This window comes from Ruegeria hyattellae (genome assembly GCF_041537925.1).
Lineage (GTDB): Bacteria > Pseudomonadota > Alphaproteobacteria > Rhodobacterales > Rhodobacteraceae > Ruegeria_C.
Genome location: NZ_JBGOSH010000001.1, coordinates 435,255 through 453,810, shown reverse-complemented (window position 1 = coordinate 453,810; position 18,556 = coordinate 435,255). Strand labels below are relative to the sequence as shown.

Sequence of the window (18,556 nt, the reverse complement as noted above, 5' to 3'; positions counted from 1 at the left end):
CGGCGCGCTCGGTGTTCTATGCCCAAAGCGTCACCAGGCCGGAGCCATTCATGGAATACGAGACCATCACGCTTGAGACCGCCGACACGCTCGCCGTTCTCACGCTGAACCGCCCAGAGAAGATGAATGCGCTGACCAGCCAGATGCGGGCCGAGATCGCCTTTGCCATGCACGAGGCCGCCAAATCGGCCCGCGCCATCGTGCTGACCGGCGCGGGTAACGCATTTTGCACCGGGCAGGATCTGGGCGACGCGGGCAGTGCCGGGCGGATCGATCTGGAACGCACGCTGCGCGACGAATATGGCCCCATGCTGGCGGCGATCTATGAGTGCCCGGTGCCCACGATCGCGGCGGTCAATGGCCCGGCGGCAGGGGCAGGGGCCAATCTGGCGCTGGCGGCGGATGTGGTGATCGCGACCGAGAGCGCCTATTTCCTGCAGGCCTTTGCCCGGATCGGCCTGATGCCGGATGCTGGCGGCACCTGGTTCCTGCCGCGCCAGATGGGCATGGCCAAGGCGATGGGGGCGGCGCTTTTCGCTGAGAAGATCACCGCCACCCAGGCCGAGCAATGGGGCATGATCTGGGAAACGGTGCCCGATGCCGAATTCGATGCGCAATGGCGCGCGCGCGCCAACTACCTGGCATACGGCCCGACCCAGGCCTTTGCAGCCATCAAGAAAGCGATTCGCGGCACCTATGGCAGCAACCTGCCGGACCAGCTTGCCATCGAGGCGCATCTGCAAGGCGAATGCGGTCGCAGCCGGGACTTCAAGGAAGGTGTCGTGGCCTTCATGGAAAAACGCCCGGCGCTCTTCGAAGGGCGCTGATCGGGCTTGGCCAGAAACAAAAATAATGAGGTCGAGGAGCCCCTCGAACTCAGCCGCCGCCCGGCGACGGCGCTGATCGCCTTTGCCAGTTCCATGGCGATGGATGATGATGTCGACGAAGAGGTGCTGCGCCGCCTGATCCGCGCGGTGCTGAGCCGCAAGGCCGAGCAGGCCGCGCTGATCACCGGTCTGGGACTGGCCAACAATCCCCATACCGCGTTGATCGTCTCGCATCTGCTCTCGGCCCATGTGGCCGAGCTGCGGCAGCAGGAAAGCGGGCTGCTGGATGCCGATCAGGTCACCGGCGTCTGGGGTCAGCGCCTGACCGTGGGGGCGATGCTGGCGGCGATGGGGGCGGCGATTCCGGGTACATTGAGCGGCGGCGTGGCGATCTCGCTGGTGCTTCTGGCGATGTCGGCGGGAGCGTTTGCCGCTGCGGGGCGCTTGCGCGGTCGGGCCAAACGCAACCAGATCGCCCGCAACCGGGAGGAGGCAGAAGCCCTGTCGCGGCACCTTCTGGAGGCAATCAAGACCGCGCCATCGCTCTGATGTTGCTCTGATATGGAAATTTTATCCCAATAGGCCTATATTGGAGATGTGAAAGGAGACTGTCATGTTGGAAGGGATTGGACTGGACACAACGATGCTCTGGGCAGCGATCGGGTTCAGTGCGCTCGGCTTGGGGGCAGGGGCCTACATGTTCTACCGGGCACGCCCCGCGACCGAGAGCGCTGATGTCAGCGACATCGTGAAATCGGCACCCTATCACCGGGTGCATAATGATCTGAAGATCAAAAGCGGCAGCTGAAACAGCCTGTGGCCACATGACCGGGTTTCCTCGACCGGAATGCCGGAGAAATCCCTGTTTGTGATAGTGGTCTGAGGCTCAGGTGGCGTCCTGTTGCCCCCGCCACAGGATGAACAACCCAGACAACACGATCAGCCCGCAGCCCAGAAGCATCGCGCCGCTCAGTTGCTCTGCGAACACAAACACACCCAATCCGATGCCAAAGAGCAGCCGCGTATAGCGGAACGGCGTGACCGCCGAAACTTCACCCGTGCGCATCGCGTTCATCAGGCTGGAATAGCCTAGAACTCCCGCCAGTACCGCGCCCGACAGGATGAGCGTAGTAGGGGCGTCCGGCAGGACAAGGGGCGCGCCCTCCCAAATCGAATAGATCACGCCGGCCAGAATGATGGACAGAAAGCCGTAGAACCCCAGAACCGCGGTGCCTAATGTCGACGGGGCGGCGCGACTGGCAAGGTCCCGTCCGGCAAAGCCCAACATGCCCAGCACAGCAAAGATGGAAAGCGCCGAAAAGCTCTCGGCGCCGGGCTGGATGATGACCACAACCCCGGCCAGCCCGATCAGGATCGCGGCCCATCTGCGCCAGCCAACCTGCTCGCCAAAAACCAGCGCCGCGCCCGCGACCACCACGATCGGGGTCGCCTGCAGGATCACCGTGGCCGAGGATAGCGGGGTAAGGGTGATGGCCAGCACATAGAACAGACGCCCGAACACCTCGAACACGGCGCGGATGCACATCAGGCGCGAGATCACATCGCGGGTGAACAGTGGCTCGTTCCGGGTCAGTGCGAGACCACCAAAGACACAGGTGCCGCCCAGACCGAAGAACAGCATGATCTGACCGATGGGCAGCGTGCTGTGGGAGGCCTTGAGCAGCGCATCCTCGATCGCAAAACCGGCCATGGCTGCAACCATCCAGAGACTGCCGATCAGGTTGGCCCGGCGGTCGGTTGCGATCAGTGGTGCCACGAAATGTCCGATACTGTCCCGGCACCTGCCCAACGCAAGACCGCTCGCCCTGACAGGTCGGCGAATATTCCGGTCGTGTCAATTCGAAACAGCCCGGCAGGCTTGGGGGATCAGGCGCGGCGGCGGCGGCGGGTGCGGCGCTCGGGCACGGCCTCGTCTCCGGTGCCGTCCGAGGCCGAGGTGAACGGGCCAAGGGCCGCAGTGATCTGGTTCAGCGTGGGCCGCTCGCCCCGCGTGCCATTGTCTAGTGCGGCACGCATTTGGCGCAGGTGGTCGGGCATGGTGCCGCAGCAACCGCCGACGATGCGCGCGCCCGCGTCTCGCGCCATTCCGGCATATTGCCCCATCAGTTCCGGGGTGCCGTCATAGTGGATATGGCCATCGACATATTTCGGGATTCCCGCATTGCCCTTCGAGATGATGGGCCGTTCGGTGCCCTGAGCGGCAAAGCCCAAAACGGTGCGCAGGATATCGGACGCGCCGGTGCCGCAATTGGCACCAAAGGCAATCGGCGGGTTCGGCAGGGTCTCGACCAATTGCGCCAGATCGGACGAGGTCACGCCCATCATGGTCCGCCCGGCAGTGTCAAAACTCATCGTGCCGCACCAGGGCATATCAGCCAGCGCAAAGCCTTCGGCGGCGGCGCGGAACTCTTCCGGGGCGCTTATGGTTTCCAGCCACAACACATCGGCACCGCCCGCTTTCAGGGCGTCGGCCTGTTCGTGGAACATCTCGACCGCTTCGGCATGGCTGAAGGTGCCAACCGGCTCGAAAATCTCACCCGTGGGTCCGACCGAACCGGCCACCACGATCTCGCGCCCCGATTTGTCGGCCACATCGCGGCCGATCTCGGCGCCAAGGCGGTTCAACTCTCCGACGCGGTTCTGCGCCTCGTGCAGTTTCAGCCGCGCGGCGGTGCCGCCGAAGGTGTTGGTCAGGAACAGGTCGCTGCCCGCATCCACCGCGCCCTGATAAAGCGCGGCAATCTTCCCGGGCTGATCAACGTTCCAAAGCTCGGGCGCGTCGCCCGATTGCAGGCCCATGGCAAACAGGTTGGTCCCCGTGGCCCCATCGGCCAGAAGCGTGTCCTTGGAAGCGAGAAGGCGGGTCAAAGCATTTGTCATGGGATCATACCGGTCTTGCCGCCAAAAGGACGGTCTTGAACTGAGACACCCCGTCTCTCACGAGCGGGGTGTCTAATCAAATTCATAATTCTCATGAAGATCATGAGGGCCGCGACAGGGCGCGGGGTCAGGTACCCGCTTCGCCCAAAACCTGCGCCTTTGCTTCGGGCAGCAATTCGGCGCGCTTGGCCCGGATGGCGTCCGAGGTGACGCGGCCTTCGAGATCAGCGGTCACCTTGCGCACCACATCTTCGGTGCCGGGTTCCTCGAAATCGGCCTTCACCACGCTCAGCGCATATTCCTGGGCTGCATCGCCGGTTTTGCCAAGCTGATCGGCTGCCCAAAGGCCCAGAAGCTTGTTGCAGCGCGCCTCGGCCCTGAACTGCATTTCCTCGTCATGGGCGAATTTGGCCTCGAATGCGTTTTCGCGCTCGTCGAAGGTGGTCATGGATGCGGACCCTTATCCGGTTGGTACTGTTACCAGAGATATGCCCTCGCAATCGCGTTTTCGCAAGAGGGTCCTCATGCGGCAAAGCCACGCTACTTGAGCTGGGACGGGTGTCAGGACCGGGCAGAGGTACGCAGGATCTACTGGATCGACAGATCGATGTTGTAGCCGACCGTCTTATCGGTGTCCCGGTCATTGCCCATCAGATAGACACGTATCGTGTAATCGCCGCTATCGGGCAGGTCGAGTGTTGTCGTATTGCCGTTGATCGACCCGTTGTAGATCGCCACGCCATCGCTGCCCGGCGGCAATATGTTGAAATAAATCGTGCCATTGCCATTGGTGCCCGCCACGTTCAGCTCGACAAACATCTTCTGGCCGGCATTTGCGCCGAGTTTATAGTCGAAGAATTCGTCGCCAGTGACCGTGCCGTTGACCATGGTTCCGTAATTGCCCGGTGCGAATTTCACATCTGCGGTCATTTGTGCGTTTGCCGCCGGAACGCCCATCGAAAGGACCAAAAGAACAGGGATCAGATATCGCATTCAGCGTTCCTTGTGCTGGGTGCCGCGTGAGACGAAGCCTAGCCCACAGTGGATAGAGGTCAATGCAAAGCTGAGATACGGTCATCAATACGTAGAAGGCTCTGCTGAGCGTCGCTTGCGGCACTGCCGCACTTGCACTATGAGAGCGCGGTGGGGGGCTGATCCCCCGTCTCCATCCCGAAAGGTCGGCAATGGCGCGTCGCAAGAAAATTTACGAAGGCAAGGCGAAGATTCTGTATGAAGGCCCCGAACCGGGCACCATCGTGCAGTATTTCAAGGATGACGCCACTGCCTTTAACGCCGAGAAGAAGGACGTGATCGAAGGCAAGGGGGTTCTGAACAATCGCCTGTCCGAGTTCTTCATGACCGGTCTGAACCATATCGGTGTGCCGACCCATTTCCTCAAACGGCTGAACATGCGCGAACAGCTGGTGCGGTCCTGCGAGATCGTGCCGCTGGAAGTGATCGTGCGCAACTTTGCCGCCGGCACCATGTCGACGCGACTGGGGATCGAAGAAGGCACGCAACTGCCGCGTCCGATTGTGGAATATTGCTATAAGGACGATGCGCTGGGGGATCCGCTGGTCACCGATGAGCATATCGCCGCCTTCGGCTGGGCCAGCCAGCAGGACATGGACGACATCCTCAGCCTGGCGCTGCGGGTCAATGACTACATGTCCGGGCTGATGTATGGCGTCGGTATCAAGCTGGTCGATTTCAAGATCGAGATCGGCCGGGTCTATGACGGCGATTTCCAGCGACTGATCATCGCCGACGAGATCAGCCCCGATAGCTGCCGCCTGTGGGATATTGAGACCGGCCAGAAACTGGACAAGGATGTGTTCCGCCGCGATCTGGGCAACCTGACCGATGCTTATTCCGAGGTTGCCCGCCGTCTGGGCGTTATGCCGAAATCGGCTCCGGTGACCAAGCCCACGCTGATCAACTAAGAATCCCCGTCTTCAAGAGGCTCCTTTGGACCGATCCAAAGGAGCCTTTTCATTTTTCGGGAACTGTTGTTTTCATTGCCGCAATGGGCATCTGAGTATACGGGCGGAAGTTGATGGCAGAGCTATTTGATCAGGCGGTGTTTCTGAAATTCCTCGCGGCGCTGCTTGCGATCTTCAACCCACTTTATGGCATCCCGATCTTTTTGAGCATGACTGCGGGCTATTCCAAACCCGATCGGTTCCGTACCGCGCTTGTCGTCACTGCCTCGGCCACGATCATCGCGCTTATTGCAGTTGTGGTGGGAGAGGATCTGCTGGCGATCTTCGGCATCGACGTGCCCTCGTTCCGGATTGCGGGCGGGTTTATCATCTTTGGTATCGGCATGGCGATGCTGAATGCCAAGGCTCCGTCCCCCGGCGATCAGGCCGCGAGTGAAGAGGGCCACGCGCGCGATCGCAACATCGCGGTGGTACCGCTGACCCTGCCGCTGACCATCGGACCGGGCACGATCGCCACCACCATCGTCTTTTCGCATCAGGTTCCCAACGGGGCCGAGATTGTGACGCTGGGATCGGCGGTGCTGATCGCCTGCGCCATCGTGGGTCTGGGGCTGATCTTTGCCGACACGATCTCGCGGGTGCTTGGCCAGACGATGATGAGTGTGCTCACGCGCGTCATGGCGATCATTCTGGTGGCGGTCTCGGTCGAGATGATTATGACCGGTGCCTTCAATGCCATCGACGCGCATTACCCCGGATTGCTGTCCGGCAAACCTGCCGGTTAAGGCATCCGCGAAGGGTTGTTCAAACCACGCAGGCGCGCTATTCCCCCGCGCAACGGAAAACGGGCCACGGACGATCCGGGCCGCTCTGGGAGTTGCGACAGATGAAGGCACGGGTGCATGTGATGCTCAAGAACGGGGTTCTCGATCCGCAGGGCGAGGCGGTGCGTCACGCGCTTGGCGCGATGGGCTTCGACAAGGTCGAGGGCGTGCGCCAGGGCAAGGTGATCGATCTGCAACTGGCCGAGGGCGCCAGCGAGGCGGATGTGACCGCCATGTGCGAAAAGCTGCTGGCCAACACGGTGATTGAATCCTACAGCATCGAGATGCAGGGATGAAAGCGGCGGTCATTGTTTTCCCCGGCTCCAATTGCGACCGCGATCTGGCGGTCGCGTTCGAGAGCGCGGGCTTTGATGTGTCGATGGTCTGGCACAAGGATGCGGACCTGCCCGACGGCATCGACATCGTCGGTGTGCCAGGCGGGTTCTCTTATGGCGATTACCTGCGTTGCGGGGCCATCGCGGCACAATCGCCGATCATCCGCGCGGTCCAGGCTCATACCGAGCGCGGCGGCTATGCCATGGGCATCTGCAACGGCTTCCAGATCCTGACCGAAACCGGCATCCTGCCCGGCGCTCTGCTGCGCAATGCGGGGCTGAAATACATCTGCAGGACCGTTGGGCTGAAAGTTGCCACCAGCGAAAGCGCCTTCACCGAAGGCTACAACGCGGGTGACGTGATCGGCATTCCGATTGCCCATCACGATGGCAACTACTTCGCCGATGACGGCACCATTGCGATGCTGCACGACCAGGACCGCGTGGCCTTTACCTATGACCAGAACCCCAACGGCTCGATCGCCGATATTGCGGGTATCCTGTCCGACAACCGCAGGGTGTTGGGGATGATGCCCCATCCCGAGCGCGCCACCGATGACGGGCATGGCGGCACCGATGGGGTGGCGCTCTTCCGCGCATTGGCGGGTGTGCTGACCCCGGCATGACTTGAGCACAACCCCGCGCCCAAGTAGCGTTGCCCCATGAATGGTGACAAATCCAATGCGCGGGACTCTGCTCCCCCGGTCCGGGACTCCGGTGCGGTGTCCTGGCGGGTTCGCGGTATCCTGCTCATGCTGCTGGTTGCGGTGGCGGCCACGGTGTGGGTCACCAACCGGCTGCTGACCGACCGCTTCACGCAAAGCACGCGCAACCGGGCTGAGCTGCGGCTGGCGCTTTATTCCGGCAACTTGCTGAGTGAACTCAGGCGCAACGCCATCGTGCCGCAATTGCTGGCGCGTGACCCGACGCTGATCGCTGCGCTGCAATCCAACGATTTCTCGCTGTCGACGCAGCGGCTGATCTCGTTTGTCGAAGAGATCGGCGCCGCCTCGCTGATGTTGTTGGATCAGGACGGGCGCACCGTGGCCGCCACCGATCGCAACCGGATCGGCGAGCAACATCGCACCACGCCCAATTTCATCGAGGCGATCCGCTCGAACGCCACCATATTCAACGTCATCGCGCGCGAGTCTGGCGGCTACAGCTTCAGCTATTCGCGCAAGATCGAAAGCAATGGCGAGCTGTTGGGCGTGATCGTGGTCGAGGTCGACCTGCAGAAATTTGAGCGCGCCTGGGCGGGCATTTCGGATGCGGTTCTGGTGACAGACAGCACCGGCACCATCATCCTGTCGACCGAGCCACGCTGGCGCGGGTTGCACGAGGAAGAAGCGCTGCAGCGACAGACCCCGCAGGGGGCCATCGAACGGGCAATACGTGCCACCGCTGGCTGGACCGCACTGCCAGCTGATGCCTATCTCAAGGGTGAGGCGGTGATCCGAATGGAAAACCGCATTCCGTTCCGGGGCTGGCAGATGACCTCGTTCACCACCTATGCCTCGGTCCGCGAGCGAGTGAATGGCGTTTTGGCGTTGGAAATCATGGGATTCGCGATTCTGCTGGCGCTGGTCTTCTATGCGTTGAGCCGGAAAACCGCGTTGCGCATGGCACTATTCCAGCGCGAGTCGGCAGAGCTTCGCGCATTGAACAGCAGGCTGCAGCGAGAAATTGCTGAACGCGAACGGGTGCAGGAGACCCTTGCCGTGGCCGAACAGACGCTGGAACAAAGCTCGAAACTGGCCGCCTTGGGCGAGATGTCAGCGGCGGTGAGCCACGAATTGAACCAGCCGCTGGCGGCGATGAAGACCTATCTGGCGGGCGCACGGCTTTTGCTGCGCCGCAACCGTCCCGAAGAGGCGCTGTCCTCGTTCGGCAGGATCGACGATCTGATCGAGCGGATGGGCGCGATCACACGGCAGTTGAAATCTTACGCGCGCAAGGGTGCGGATGCGTTTTCGCCTGTAAACATGGGCGATGCGCTGGCCGCGTCGCTTGCAATGATGGAGCCGCAGTTGCGCCACCGGCAGGTCAAGATCACCCAAATCCTGCCCGACACTCCCGTTCTTGTGATGGGAGATCGTATGCGAATTGAACAGGTTATGGTAAACTTGCTCAGAAATGCGCTGGACGCCACCAAGACTGTGGCGGACCCCGAGGTCGAGATCATCCTCGCGGCGGGCGAGACGGCAACGCTGAACGTGCGCGACAATGGTGACGGGATCGAGGATTTCGATGCGCTGTTCGAGCCGTTCTACACCACCAAGCGGCCGGGGGATGGTGTCGGGCTGGGGCTTGCTATCTCGTCGGGGATCGTGAACGACCATGGCGGGCGTCTGACGGCGCGCAACGGGCAACATGGGGGCGCGGTGTTCGAGATGCGCCTGCCCATTCTGGAAGGCGGCATTGAGGCCGCGGAGTAAGAGGTACATCTATGGCACAGGCCATGAAAATCGCGATTGTGGATGACGAACAGGACATGCGGCAATCGATCAGCCAGTGGCTGGCGCTGTCGGGCTATGACACCGAAACCTTCGCGAGCGCCGAGGATGCGCTCAAGGTGCTGGGGCCAGACTATCCCGGCATCGTGATTTCCGACATCAAGATGCCCGGCATGGACGGGATGCAGTTTCTGAAAAAGCTGATGGGCTCGGACAGCACGTTGCCGGTGATCATGATCACTGGCCATGGCGATGTGCCGATGGCGGTCGAGGCGATGCGGGTGGGGGCGTTCGATTTCCTTGAAAAGCCGTTCAACCCGGACCGGATGTCGGAACTGGCCAAACGCGCCACGGTGAACCGCCGCCTGACACTGGACAACCGGGCGCTCCGGCGCGAGTTGAGCGATGGCTCGCAGCTGATGAAAAAGCTGATCGGCGCCAGCCCAGTGATGGAGCGGCTGCGCGAGGATATCCTCGATCTGGGGCAGGCGGACGGTCATGTGCTGATCGACGGCGAAACCGGCACCGGCAAGACGCTGGCGGCACATGCGCTGCATGCAGTGGGCAGCCGGGCGGGCAAGAAGTTCGTCCTGATCTCCTGCGCGGCGCTGGAGGAAGAGGCGCTGGCCAAGCGGCTCTTTGGGCCGATGAACCCCGAGGATGCGGAACTGCCCGCCATCGAAGAGGCCCGCGGCGGTACGCTGGTGCTGGAGGATATCGAGGCGCTGAGCGACACGCTGCAGGCCAAGCTCCTGAGCGTGATGAACCAGCAGGGCACGCCCGCCGAGACCCGGATCGTGGCGATCTCGAACCTGCAAGAGGCCGGCAAGACCTGCGAGGATGCGCTGCGTCCCGATCTGTTCTATCGGCTGGCGGCGCTGCGCATCACCATGCCGCCGCTGCGCCAGCGCGGCGAGGATATCCTGACGTTGTTCACCCGGCTGAGCGAACAGTTCGCCGAGGAATATGGCTGTGACGCGCCCCAGGTCAGCGCGCAGGAGGCCGCGCAGCTGCTGCAGGCGCCCTGGCCGGGAAATGTACGCCAGCTGATCAACATCGCCGAACGCGCGGTGCTACAGGCGCGGCGCGGCTCGGGCACCATTGCCTCGCTCTTGATGTCGGATCACGAAGAGATGCAGCCGGTGATGACCACCGAGGGCAAGCCGCTGAAGGAATATGTCGAAGCGTTCGAGCGGATGCTGATCGACAACACCATGCGCCGCCACAAGGGCTCGATCGCCAGCGTCATGGACGAACTGTGCCTGCCACGCCGGACGCTGAACGAGAAAATGGCCAAATACGGCCTGCAACGGTCAGACTACCTCTGATCACGCTCTGTTGCCAACCGTCTGAAAGAGTGACCGCGGGTTTCGCCCGCGGTCCTTTTTTGTCCTGATCCATTTAGGTAGAACGGATACTGGAACGCATTGCCGAGGCATCCGAAATGTCGACACCATCCGCTTTTCTCTTCGACATGGACGGTCTGCTCCTTGATACCGAGCAGCTTTTTCTTGAGGTCGCCGTCGAGTTGCTGATCCGGCGCGGGTATGATCCCGATGCAGGTCGGGCATTTTTTCTGACGCTGGTTGGGTCATCGGACAGCCATGCGCGCGAAAAGCTGGAGGTGCTTCTGGGACAGGTGCAGCATGTCGATGCATTTCAGGCCGATTTATTCGCAGCAATTGATGCCAGAATGGACGTCGATGTGCCGCTCAAGCCGCATGTTCAAGATGCCCTGTCAGTGCTGGCGGGCAATGGGCATCTGATGGCGGTCGTGACCTCGACCCGAGGTGCGGCAGCACGGCATCATCTGTCGAAAGCGGATCTGATCGGACATTTCGCGCATGTGATCGGAGGCGATGAGGTGTCGGCCAACAAGCCCGATCCTGCCCCTTATCTGGAAGCGGCGGCGAAGCTTAGCGTGGCACCTGAGCGCTGCGTGGCCTTCGAAGACAGCGACCGGGGAGCGACATCTGCTGCGCGTGCGGGATGCCGGGTGATCCAGATCCCGGATTTGCGACCGCCCGACGTGGAACTTCCCGATTTGGGTCAGCACGTTGCAACTGACCTGGCTGCTGCGATGGCGCATCTGGGGTTTTCGACGCCAGTGTGAACGGGCAGAGGCGCTGCAGGGTGGATTGCCCATTGTATTCTCCACATGCATCCCTTTATGGTGTTGGAACGGGTCGGATCGCGATTTTGGTCCCTAAACCCCGCTGAGAGATTCGCTGCTTTGGCCAGGCCGGACGATATACCTGCAGGACATCGCAGACCGATTGTTGCTCCTCATGAGGGGCAGTGGAGTGCCTTCCCCCGATACGTCGGAGGAATGGAAATAAGTGGGCAGGCGGCGGAACCCCCGCGTCTGTCGGAGAAGAACCGCGATGACGCGCGCGCAAGGATTGAGAGATCGGGCAGGGGGCCAGTTGGCCGGACCCTGCCGCGCTGCGTCTGAAATCGCCCTGACAAGACACCCCCCAAGACATGCCGGACCGCCTGGTTTCGGGCGACGCGTGCCTTTGGCGCGGTGCACCAAGGAAACATGGGAAAGAAAATGCTTATCGATGCCACCCACGCGGAAGAGACCCGCGTCGTGGTGGTTGACGGAAACAAGGTCGAGGAATTTGATTTCGAGGCCGAAAACCGCCGGCAGCTTGCCGGCAACATCTATCTCGCCAAGGTAACGCGGGTCGAACCCTCGCTGCAGGCTGCCTTTGTGGACTATGGCGGCAACCGCCATGGGTTCCTGGCGTTTTCCGAGATACATCCCGATTACTACCAGATCCCCGTCGCCGACCGCGAGGCGCTGATGGAGGAAGAGCGTGCCTATGCCGATGCGCTGCGTGCTCGCGATGAGGCAGAGGTGGCCCGTGCCGCGAAGCCGCGTCGCCGGTCGCGGTCCAAGACAAAAGCCGAGGATGTGGTGACCGAGGATGCCGTCGAGAGCAAAGAGGTCGAGATCGGCGGGATGGAAACCATCGATCTGAGCGACGAGCCCAGTGCAGACGAGGGCGACCCGGTGGCCGAAGGCAGCTCGCCGATGGAAACCGTTGCCGAGACCCCGGTTGAAGAGCCTGTCGCCGAGGGTGAGGCTGAGGCAGCAGTGGCCGCAGAAGGCGATAGCGCCGCCGCAAACGCTGCCGAGACCGAAGAGGCCGCAACAGCGGCTGACGAGGCTACGGATGAAGCAGAGGTGACGGAGCCCGACGCCGATCCGGCGGCTGCGGACCAGGACGAGAGCGAGGACGAGGACACGCCAAAGGCCAAAGGCTCGGACGCGTCCAAGAAGGATGAGAGCATCGAATCCGTTGCGGATGACGATGACAGCGAGGATATCCGCCCGCCGCGCAAACCGCGTCCGCGCCGTTACAAGATCCAGGAAGTGGTCAAGGTGCGCCAGGTCATGCTGGTGCAGGTGGTCAAGGAAGAGCGTGGCAACAAGGGTGCCGCTCTGACGACCTATCTGTCGCTGGCAGGCCGCTATTGCGTTCTGATGCCCAACACCGCGCGAGGCGGCGGCATTAGTCGGAAGATCACCAACGCCACGGATCGTAAGAAACTCAAGGACATCGCTGCCGAAATTGATGTGCCTTCAGGCGCCGGTCTGATCGTGCGCACAGCAGGTGCGAAACGCACCAAGGCCGAGATCCGGCGCGACTACGAATACCTCCAGCGTCTGTGGGAACAGATACGCGAGTTGACGCTGAAATCCATCGCGCCCGCGAAGATTTATGAAGAGGGCGACCTGATCAAACGGTCGATCCGCGATCTCTATAACCGCGACATCGACGAGGTGCTGGTCGAGGGCGAGGCGGGATATCGCATCGCCAAGGACTTCATGAAGATGATCATGCCGAGCCATGCCAAGAACGTGCAGCGGTATGAGGACGCGCTGCCGCTCTTTGCTCGCTATCAGGTGGAAACCTATCTGGCGGGCATGTTCAACCCGGTGGTGCAGCTGAAATCCGGCGGCTACATCGTGATCGGCGTGACCGAGGCACTGGTGGCGATCGACGTGAACTCCGGCCGGGCCACGAAAGAGGCCTCGATCGAGGAAACCGCTCTCAAGACCAACCTTGAGGCCTCTGATGAGGTGGCGCGCCAGTTGCGTTTGCGCGATCTGGCCGGTCTGATCGTGATCGACTTCATCGACATGGACGAGCGCAAGAACAATGCGGCCGTCGAAAAGCGCATGAAGGACCGGCTCAAGACCGACCGCGCGCGCATTCAGGTGGGCCGCATCTCGGGCTTTGGCCTGATGGAGATGAGCCGCCAGCGCCTGCGCCCCGGCATGATCGAGGCGACGACGCAGCCTTGCCCGTCATGCCACGGCACCGGTCTGATCCGCTCCGACGACAACATGGCGCTTACCATCCTGCGCCAGGTCGAAGAAGAGGGCACGCGCCGCCGCACCCGCGAGGTTCTTGTGCGCTGCCCGGTCAACATCGCCAACTTCCTGATGAACCAGAAACGCGAGCATATCGCCCAGATCGAGGCGCGCTACGGGCTGTCGGTCCGGGTCGAGGGCGACATCCATCTGGTCAGCCCGGATTTCTCGATCGAGAAGTTCAAGACAGCGACGCGCATCGTGGCCGAAGTGACCGCGCCCGTTGTGTCGGTGGACACCTCGCTGATGGATCAGATCGACGCCGATGAGGCCGAGGCACCTGCGGAAGCCGACGTGCCGCCCGAGGCCGAGAGCGTTGATGTCGCGAGCGAGGACAAGCCCAAACGCAAACGCCGTCGTCGGCGCAAGCGGAAGGGCAACCGGTCCGAGGACGGGGCAGAAACCACCGAGGCGCAGGAGTCAGGCGCAGAGACGGATGCCGAGGCGGCAGACGCAGGACAGGACGCCGAGGCGCCCGCTGAACCTGCCGATGCCGAGGAAACCGCCAAGCCGAAGCGGACCCGCAGGTCGCGCAGCCGGAAGAAAAAGACTGAGGATGACGCGCAGGACGCCTCGGAGCCCTCAGAGCCCAGTGCAGATGCCGATACGCCTGAGATTGCCGGTGAAGACCCTGCAACTGAGGCCGCCCCGGCTGAGATCGCTGAAAGCGACAGCGCCGAGATCGAGAAGCCCAAGCGCCGAACCCGCAAACGCGCTACCAAGAAGGTCGATGCAGAAGCTGTTGTGGCACCGGAAGCGTCCGGAGCAGAAGCACCTATAGCGGAGGCTGCCGAAGCTCCTGCTGGCGAGACGGTCACTGAAGTTGCTGTTGCGGCGCCCGAGGCGGTGTCCGAAGCCGCCCCCGAGGCCGTATCTGAATCAGCCGCCGCGCCGGAACCGGAATCTGCGCCTGCGCCCGTTGCGGAAGAGACTGCCGAACCGGCACCCGAACCTGCGGCAGAGCCGGTACTGGAATCGGTGGCAGAAACGCCAGAGCCCGAGGCGAAACCAGCCAAGCCCAAGCGGCGCGGCTGGTGGTCGCTGGGAAGCTGACACATGCAAAAGGCGGGTTCTAGGAACCCGCCTTTTTCATCCGCCCTTGCGGATCACGTAAATCTGATGGTCGGGTGCCTCGCTTTGCGAGATCAGCGCATGCCCGGCCTCGGCGCAGAAATGCGGGACGTCCACCACCGCGGCGGGGTCATCCGCCAGCAGGCGCAGCATGGCCCCCTGGGGCAGGGATTTAAGCCGTTTGCGGGCCTTCAGGACGGGCAAAGGGCAGAGCAGCCCCAGCGCGTCCAGCGTATCTGTGTCTTCGCTCATGAGGGCCACTTATTGCGCCGCGCGGCCCGTGTCCAGAATATCACCACAAGGATGTGACCCATTGGCGCCGTGACCTCGCTGCAAAGATCGCCTATGTGACTGCTATGTTCGAGTTTTCCATCATAGACGCCAGCCTGATTCCGGCGATGACGATTGCCCTTGTTGCGGGGGTGATCAGCTTTCTGTCGCCCTGCGTGCTGCCCATCGTGCCGCCCTATCTGGCTTACATGAGCGGCGTGTCGGTCACCGATTTGAACGAAGAGAGTGAAGGGCGCAACAAGGTGATGCTGCCCGCATTGTTCTTTGTGCTGGGGCTGTCTACCGTTTTCCTGTTTCTGGGCTTTACCGCCTCGGCGATCGGAACCGTGTTTCTGCAGCATCAGGATACGCTGAACCTGATCGCGGGCCTGATCGTGATGGTGTTTGGCGCACATTTCGTCGGTGTCTACCGGATCGGGTTTCTCGACCGCGAGGCACGAATCGACGTGGGTGACCGGGGCGGCAGTTCCTTCGGGGCATATGTGCTGGGGCTGGCCTTTGCCTTTGGTTGGACGCCCTGCATCGGGCCGCAGCTGGGTGCGATCCTGTCCATGGCGGCCTCGGAAGGGTCGCTGACGCGCGGTACGGTGCTGTTGGCGATCTATGCGCTGGGGCTGGGTATTCCGTTTCTGCTGGTGGCGGCCTTCCTGCCGCGGCTGAAAGGCGTGATGGGCTGGATGAAACGGCATATGGACCGGATCGAGCGGATCATGGGGCTGCTGCTCTGGACCATCGGGTTGTTGATGCTGACCGGCGGGTTCTCGGATTTCTCCTACTGGCTGCTCGAGGCGTTCCCGGGGCTCGCATTGCTGGGCTGAACCGCGAAAGCGGATGCCCTTTCAGGGCCTTACTCTTGCCGGTTCGCTGCGCTAGGTTGACCCCAAGAGGGCAGGAATGAGCAGCAACAGGCCAGATGAGATCTTCCGTCGCCGGGTGTTCTACATCCCCGGCTATGACCCCATTCATCCGCGCCGTTACCGCGAACTTTATCGCAAGGAAGGCGCCGCGCAGGCCACGATTTCCGGCTATGAGATCGACCTGAGCGCAAAGACCGGGACCGGGCCCTATGGTTGGCATGTGCGCTCGGTGCAGGACGGGCAGCGGATCGAGGCAGACGTCGAGGTGCTGGTTTGGTCCGATATCGTGCGTGACAGCATGTCGAACTCGATCCCGGAGGCCTATCTGCAGATGCTGCGGACGGCGTGGATATATATATCTTCGGGTGCGCTCTGGCGGCTGATGCGGCTGCGCAAAGGGCCGGTGATCGCGGCGCTCTATCCGGTGGTGATGTTGCTGGGGCAATTGCTGTTGGCGGTGGGTCTGGGCTGGCTGGTGTTTTGCACCATGGCGCTTCTGCCGCTCGGGATAGCCTCGCTGGTCGGCGCTGTTGCAGCGCTGTTTGCATGCACTGTCCTGTTGCGCTGGTTCCGGGCGCGGGATGGCCGGTTCTTCGCCTATTACCTGATGCATGACTATGCCTATTCGGCGCAGCTGCGCGGTGCCAATCCGCCAGCGCTGGAGGTGCGGTTGGCCGAGTTCCGAGACCAGATCGACGCGGCGCTGCACAGCGATGTGGACGAAGTTCTGGTGGTTGGCCACTCTTCCGGCGCGCATCTGGGCGTGTCGGTGCTGGCTGATCTGATCCGCGCGGGGAATCTGCCCAAAGACGGTCCGGCGCTGGGGTTCCTGTCGCTGGGGCAGGTGGTGCCGATGGTGTCCTTTCTGCCGCGCGCACAGCGGCTGCGCCGTGATCTGCACGCGCTCAGCACCAGTGACGCGCTGGCCTGGATCGATGTCTCGGCCCCCGGTGATGGCTGCGCCTTTGCGCTCTGCGATCCGGTGACGGTGAGCGGAGTGGCCCGCGCAGGCAAGCGCTGGCCGCTGGTCTTTTCGGCGGCCTTCACCCAGACGCTCAGCCCCGAGCGCTGGCGCGCGCTACGTTGGCGATTCTTCCGGCTGCACTTCCAGTATCTCTGTGCCTTCGACCGCCCCGGCGACTACGACTATTTTCGCATCACCGCCGGGCCAATGACTCTGGCCAGCCGTTATGCGGCGCGTGCGCCCTCGAAATCACGCATCGACGTGCCTGTGTCCAAATACACTTCTATGGACGCCGCATGAACCCGCCGAAACCACCCGCGCGCCCGGACCGGGTGTCGTTGCTGCGCTACCTGCGCCTGTTTCGCCGCGACATCCTGTCGGCGCAGCCTGAGCGGCTCTATCGCGCGTGGATGGCCGAGTTTCGTACGCCGTTCTTCCGGTCCTTTCTGATCAACCAGCCCGAACTGGTGACCCGTGTGCTGAAGGAATGCCCCGAGGAGTTCCCGAAATCCGACCGTATCGGTGAGGGGCTGCGCCCGCTCTTGGGCAATTCGGTCTTTCTGACCAATGGCGAGACCTGGAAGCGGCAGCGCCGGATCATCGACCCCGCTTTCGAGGGCGGGCGCCTGCGCGACACTTTCCCGGCGATGCAGGCGGCGGCGCGGGCGGCGGCGGAACGGTTGGAGGGGCAGATCGGTCAGGTGACCGAGATCGAGGCACTGACCAGCCATGCGGCGGCGGATGTGATCTTTCGCACGCTGTTTTCCATTCCCATCGAAAACGAAGTGGCAGCTGAGGTTTTTGACCGCTTCCGCGCCTTTCAACGGGCGCAACCGATTCTGAATCTGGCGGCTTTTGCCCCGTTGCCACGGTGGCTACCCCGGTTCCATTCCCGCGCCACGCGGCGCAACGCGGCGCGCATCCGGGCGCTGATCACTCGGCTCACGTCAGAGCGGATGCGCGCGATCGAGGCGGGCAGCGCGCCGGACGATCTGGCCACCAAGATCATGACCACGCGCGACCCGCAGACCGGTGACCGGTTCGACACCGAAGAGATGGTGGATCAGGTGGCGATCTTTTTCCTTGCCGGGCATGAGACCAGCGCCTCGGCCCTGGCCTGGGCGCTGTACGTGCTGGCGCTCTACCCGGACTGGCAGGACAAGGTGGCGGACGAGGCGCAGGCGCTGGAGCCCGACGCCGATTTCAACGCCCTGTCGCGGCTGAAGATCAGTCGGGACGTGTTCCGAGAGGCGCTGCGGCTTTATCCGCCGGTGCCAATGATGGTGCGCGAGGCGACATGTCCGCATCAGTTCCGCGACCGAGATGTGCCAACAGGCGCACAAGTTGTGATCAGCCCCTGGCATCTGCACCGGCAGAGTCGGATCTGGGACAATCCCGACGGGTTCGACCCGGCCCGCTGGGCGACCGAGAACGGCAAGACCTGTCAGCGCACAGCCTATATCCCGTTCTCTGCCGGGCCGCGCGTGTGCCCGGGGGCGGGGTTTGCGATGGTCGAGGGTCCGCTGCTGCTGTCGACGCTCTTGCGGCAATTCCGGTTTGAAACCGTGGCGGGGCGGGCACCGGTTCCTGTCGCGCATCTGACCGTGCGGGCAAAAGATGGGATCTGGTTGCGGATTGTCCGACGCTAACAACCTACCATCGCGGCATATCATCGGGTATGCGGGTCATAAGTGGAATCA

General features: G+C 62.5%; 19 protein-coding genes. 14 read left to right on the top strand and 5 right to left on the bottom strand.

Features of this window, described 5'->3' with window-relative positions:
* Positions 1-50 precede the first annotated feature (50 nt).
* The 3 genes from AB1E33_RS02210 to AB1E33_RS02200 all read left to right on the top strand — a co-directional run bounded on the left by AB1E33_RS02210 (position 51) and on the right by AB1E33_RS02200 (position 1,635).
* The gene (locus AB1E33_RS02210) at positions 51-827 is read left to right on the top strand and encodes an enoyl-CoA hydratase-related protein (protein ID WP_372575614.1); all 777 of its coding nucleotides are present in this window, start codon (positions 51-53) and stop codon (positions 825-827) included.
* A 6-nt stretch (positions 828-833) separates the two neighbouring features.
* On the top strand, positions 834-1,376 hold the full coding sequence (locus AB1E33_RS02205; protein WP_372575613.1) for a hypothetical protein: 543 nt from the start codon (positions 834-836) through the stop codon (positions 1,374-1,376).
* A 64-nt stretch (positions 1,377-1,440) separates the two neighbouring features.
* Positions 1,441-1,635: a hypothetical protein gene (locus AB1E33_RS02200; protein ID WP_372575612.1), complete on the top strand. Its 195-nt coding sequence runs from the start codon at positions 1,441-1,443 to the stop codon at positions 1,633-1,635.
* Between the two features lie 78 nt (positions 1,636-1,713).
* Here AB1E33_RS02200 and AB1E33_RS02195 read toward each other — a convergent pair whose 3' ends face one another.
* From AB1E33_RS02195 to AB1E33_RS02180, 4 genes are all read right to left on the bottom strand, one after another.
* Entirely contained in the window at positions 1,714-2,604 is an 891-nt protein-coding gene (locus AB1E33_RS02195; protein ID WP_372575611.1) for a DMT family transporter, read from the bottom strand.
* Positions 2,605-2,714: 110 nt separating this feature from the next.
* Entirely contained in the window at positions 2,715-3,728 is a 1,014-nt protein-coding gene (bmt, locus tag AB1E33_RS02190) for a betaine--homocysteine S-methyltransferase (RefSeq protein WP_372575610.1), read from the bottom strand.
* Between the two features lie 127 nt (positions 3,729-3,855).
* Positions 3,856-4,176, bottom strand: a complete 321-nt coding sequence (locus AB1E33_RS02185) for a DUF1476 domain-containing protein (protein ID WP_372575609.1) — start codon at positions 4,174-4,176, stop codon at positions 3,856-3,858.
* A 140-nt stretch (positions 4,177-4,316) separates the two neighbouring features.
* The gene (locus AB1E33_RS02180; RefSeq protein ID WP_372575608.1) at positions 4,317-4,721 is read right to left on the bottom strand and encodes a hypothetical protein; all 405 of its coding nucleotides are present in this window, start codon (positions 4,719-4,721) and stop codon (positions 4,317-4,319) included.
* 191 nt (positions 4,722-4,912) lie between these two features.
* Between AB1E33_RS02180 and purC the strand changes: the two genes are divergently transcribed.
* The 8 genes from purC (at position 4,913) to AB1E33_RS02140 (ending at position 14,726) form a co-directional block, all read left to right on the top strand.
* Positions 4,913-5,671, top strand: coding sequence for a phosphoribosylaminoimidazolesuccinocarboxamide synthase (purC, locus tag AB1E33_RS02175; protein WP_372575607.1), 759 nt, complete (start codon positions 4,913-4,915; stop codon positions 5,669-5,671).
* A gap of 113 nt (positions 5,672-5,784) precedes the next feature.
* Entirely contained in the window at positions 5,785-6,456 is a 672-nt protein-coding gene (locus AB1E33_RS02170) for a MarC family protein (protein ID WP_372575606.1), read from the top strand.
* A 101-nt stretch (positions 6,457-6,557) separates the two neighbouring features.
* Positions 6,558-6,791: a phosphoribosylformylglycinamidine synthase subunit PurS gene (gene purS, locus AB1E33_RS02165; RefSeq protein WP_306194755.1), complete on the top strand. Its 234-nt coding sequence runs from the start codon at positions 6,558-6,560 to the stop codon at positions 6,789-6,791.
* Positions 6,788-7,456, top strand: a complete 669-nt coding sequence (gene purQ / locus AB1E33_RS02160; protein ID WP_372575605.1) for a phosphoribosylformylglycinamidine synthase subunit PurQ — start codon at positions 6,788-6,790, stop codon at positions 7,454-7,456. The genes purS and purQ overlap by 4 nt, the downstream gene beginning before the upstream one ends.
* A gap of 36 nt (positions 7,457-7,492) precedes the next feature.
* The gene (locus AB1E33_RS02155) at positions 7,493-9,268 is read left to right on the top strand and encodes a sensor histidine kinase (RefSeq protein ID WP_372575604.1); all 1,776 of its coding nucleotides are present in this window, start codon (positions 7,493-7,495) and stop codon (positions 9,266-9,268) included.
* An 11-nt stretch (positions 9,269-9,279) separates the two neighbouring features.
* The gene (locus AB1E33_RS02150; RefSeq protein ID WP_372575603.1) at positions 9,280-10,614 is read left to right on the top strand and encodes a sigma-54-dependent transcriptional regulator; all 1,335 of its coding nucleotides are present in this window, start codon (positions 9,280-9,282) and stop codon (positions 10,612-10,614) included.
* Positions 10,615-10,730: 116 nt separating this feature from the next.
* Positions 10,731-11,399: an HAD family hydrolase gene (locus AB1E33_RS02145; protein ID WP_372575602.1), complete on the top strand. Its 669-nt coding sequence runs from the start codon at positions 10,731-10,733 to the stop codon at positions 11,397-11,399.
* Between the two features lie 429 nt (positions 11,400-11,828).
* Positions 11,829-14,726, top strand: a complete 2,898-nt coding sequence (locus AB1E33_RS02140) for an Rne/Rng family ribonuclease (protein ID WP_372575601.1) — start codon at positions 11,829-11,831, stop codon at positions 14,724-14,726.
* Positions 14,727-14,762: 36 nt separating this feature from the next.
* Here AB1E33_RS02140 and AB1E33_RS02135 read toward each other — a convergent pair whose 3' ends face one another.
* Positions 14,763-14,996, bottom strand: a complete 234-nt coding sequence (locus tag AB1E33_RS02135) for a sulfurtransferase TusA family protein (RefSeq protein ID WP_249710299.1) — start codon at positions 14,994-14,996, stop codon at positions 14,763-14,765.
* A 104-nt stretch (positions 14,997-15,100) separates the two neighbouring features.
* Here AB1E33_RS02135 and AB1E33_RS02130 point away from each other — a divergent pair, with 104 nt between their 5' ends.
* The 3 genes from AB1E33_RS02130 (at position 15,101) to AB1E33_RS02120 (ending at position 18,505) form a co-directional block, all read left to right on the top strand.
* The gene (locus AB1E33_RS02130; RefSeq protein ID WP_372575953.1) at positions 15,101-15,853 is read left to right on the top strand and encodes a cytochrome c biogenesis CcdA family protein; all 753 of its coding nucleotides are present in this window, start codon (positions 15,101-15,103) and stop codon (positions 15,851-15,853) included.
* 76 nt (positions 15,854-15,929) lie between these two features.
* Positions 15,930-17,156, top strand: a complete 1,227-nt coding sequence (locus tag AB1E33_RS02125) for a hypothetical protein (protein ID WP_372575600.1) — start codon at positions 15,930-15,932, stop codon at positions 17,154-17,156.
* The gene (locus tag AB1E33_RS02120) at positions 17,153-18,505 is read left to right on the top strand and encodes a cytochrome P450 (protein WP_372575599.1); all 1,353 of its coding nucleotides are present in this window, start codon (positions 17,153-17,155) and stop codon (positions 18,503-18,505) included. Before AB1E33_RS02125 ends, AB1E33_RS02120 begins: the two co-directional genes overlap by 4 nt.
* Positions 18,506-18,556: the final 51 nt, after the last annotated feature.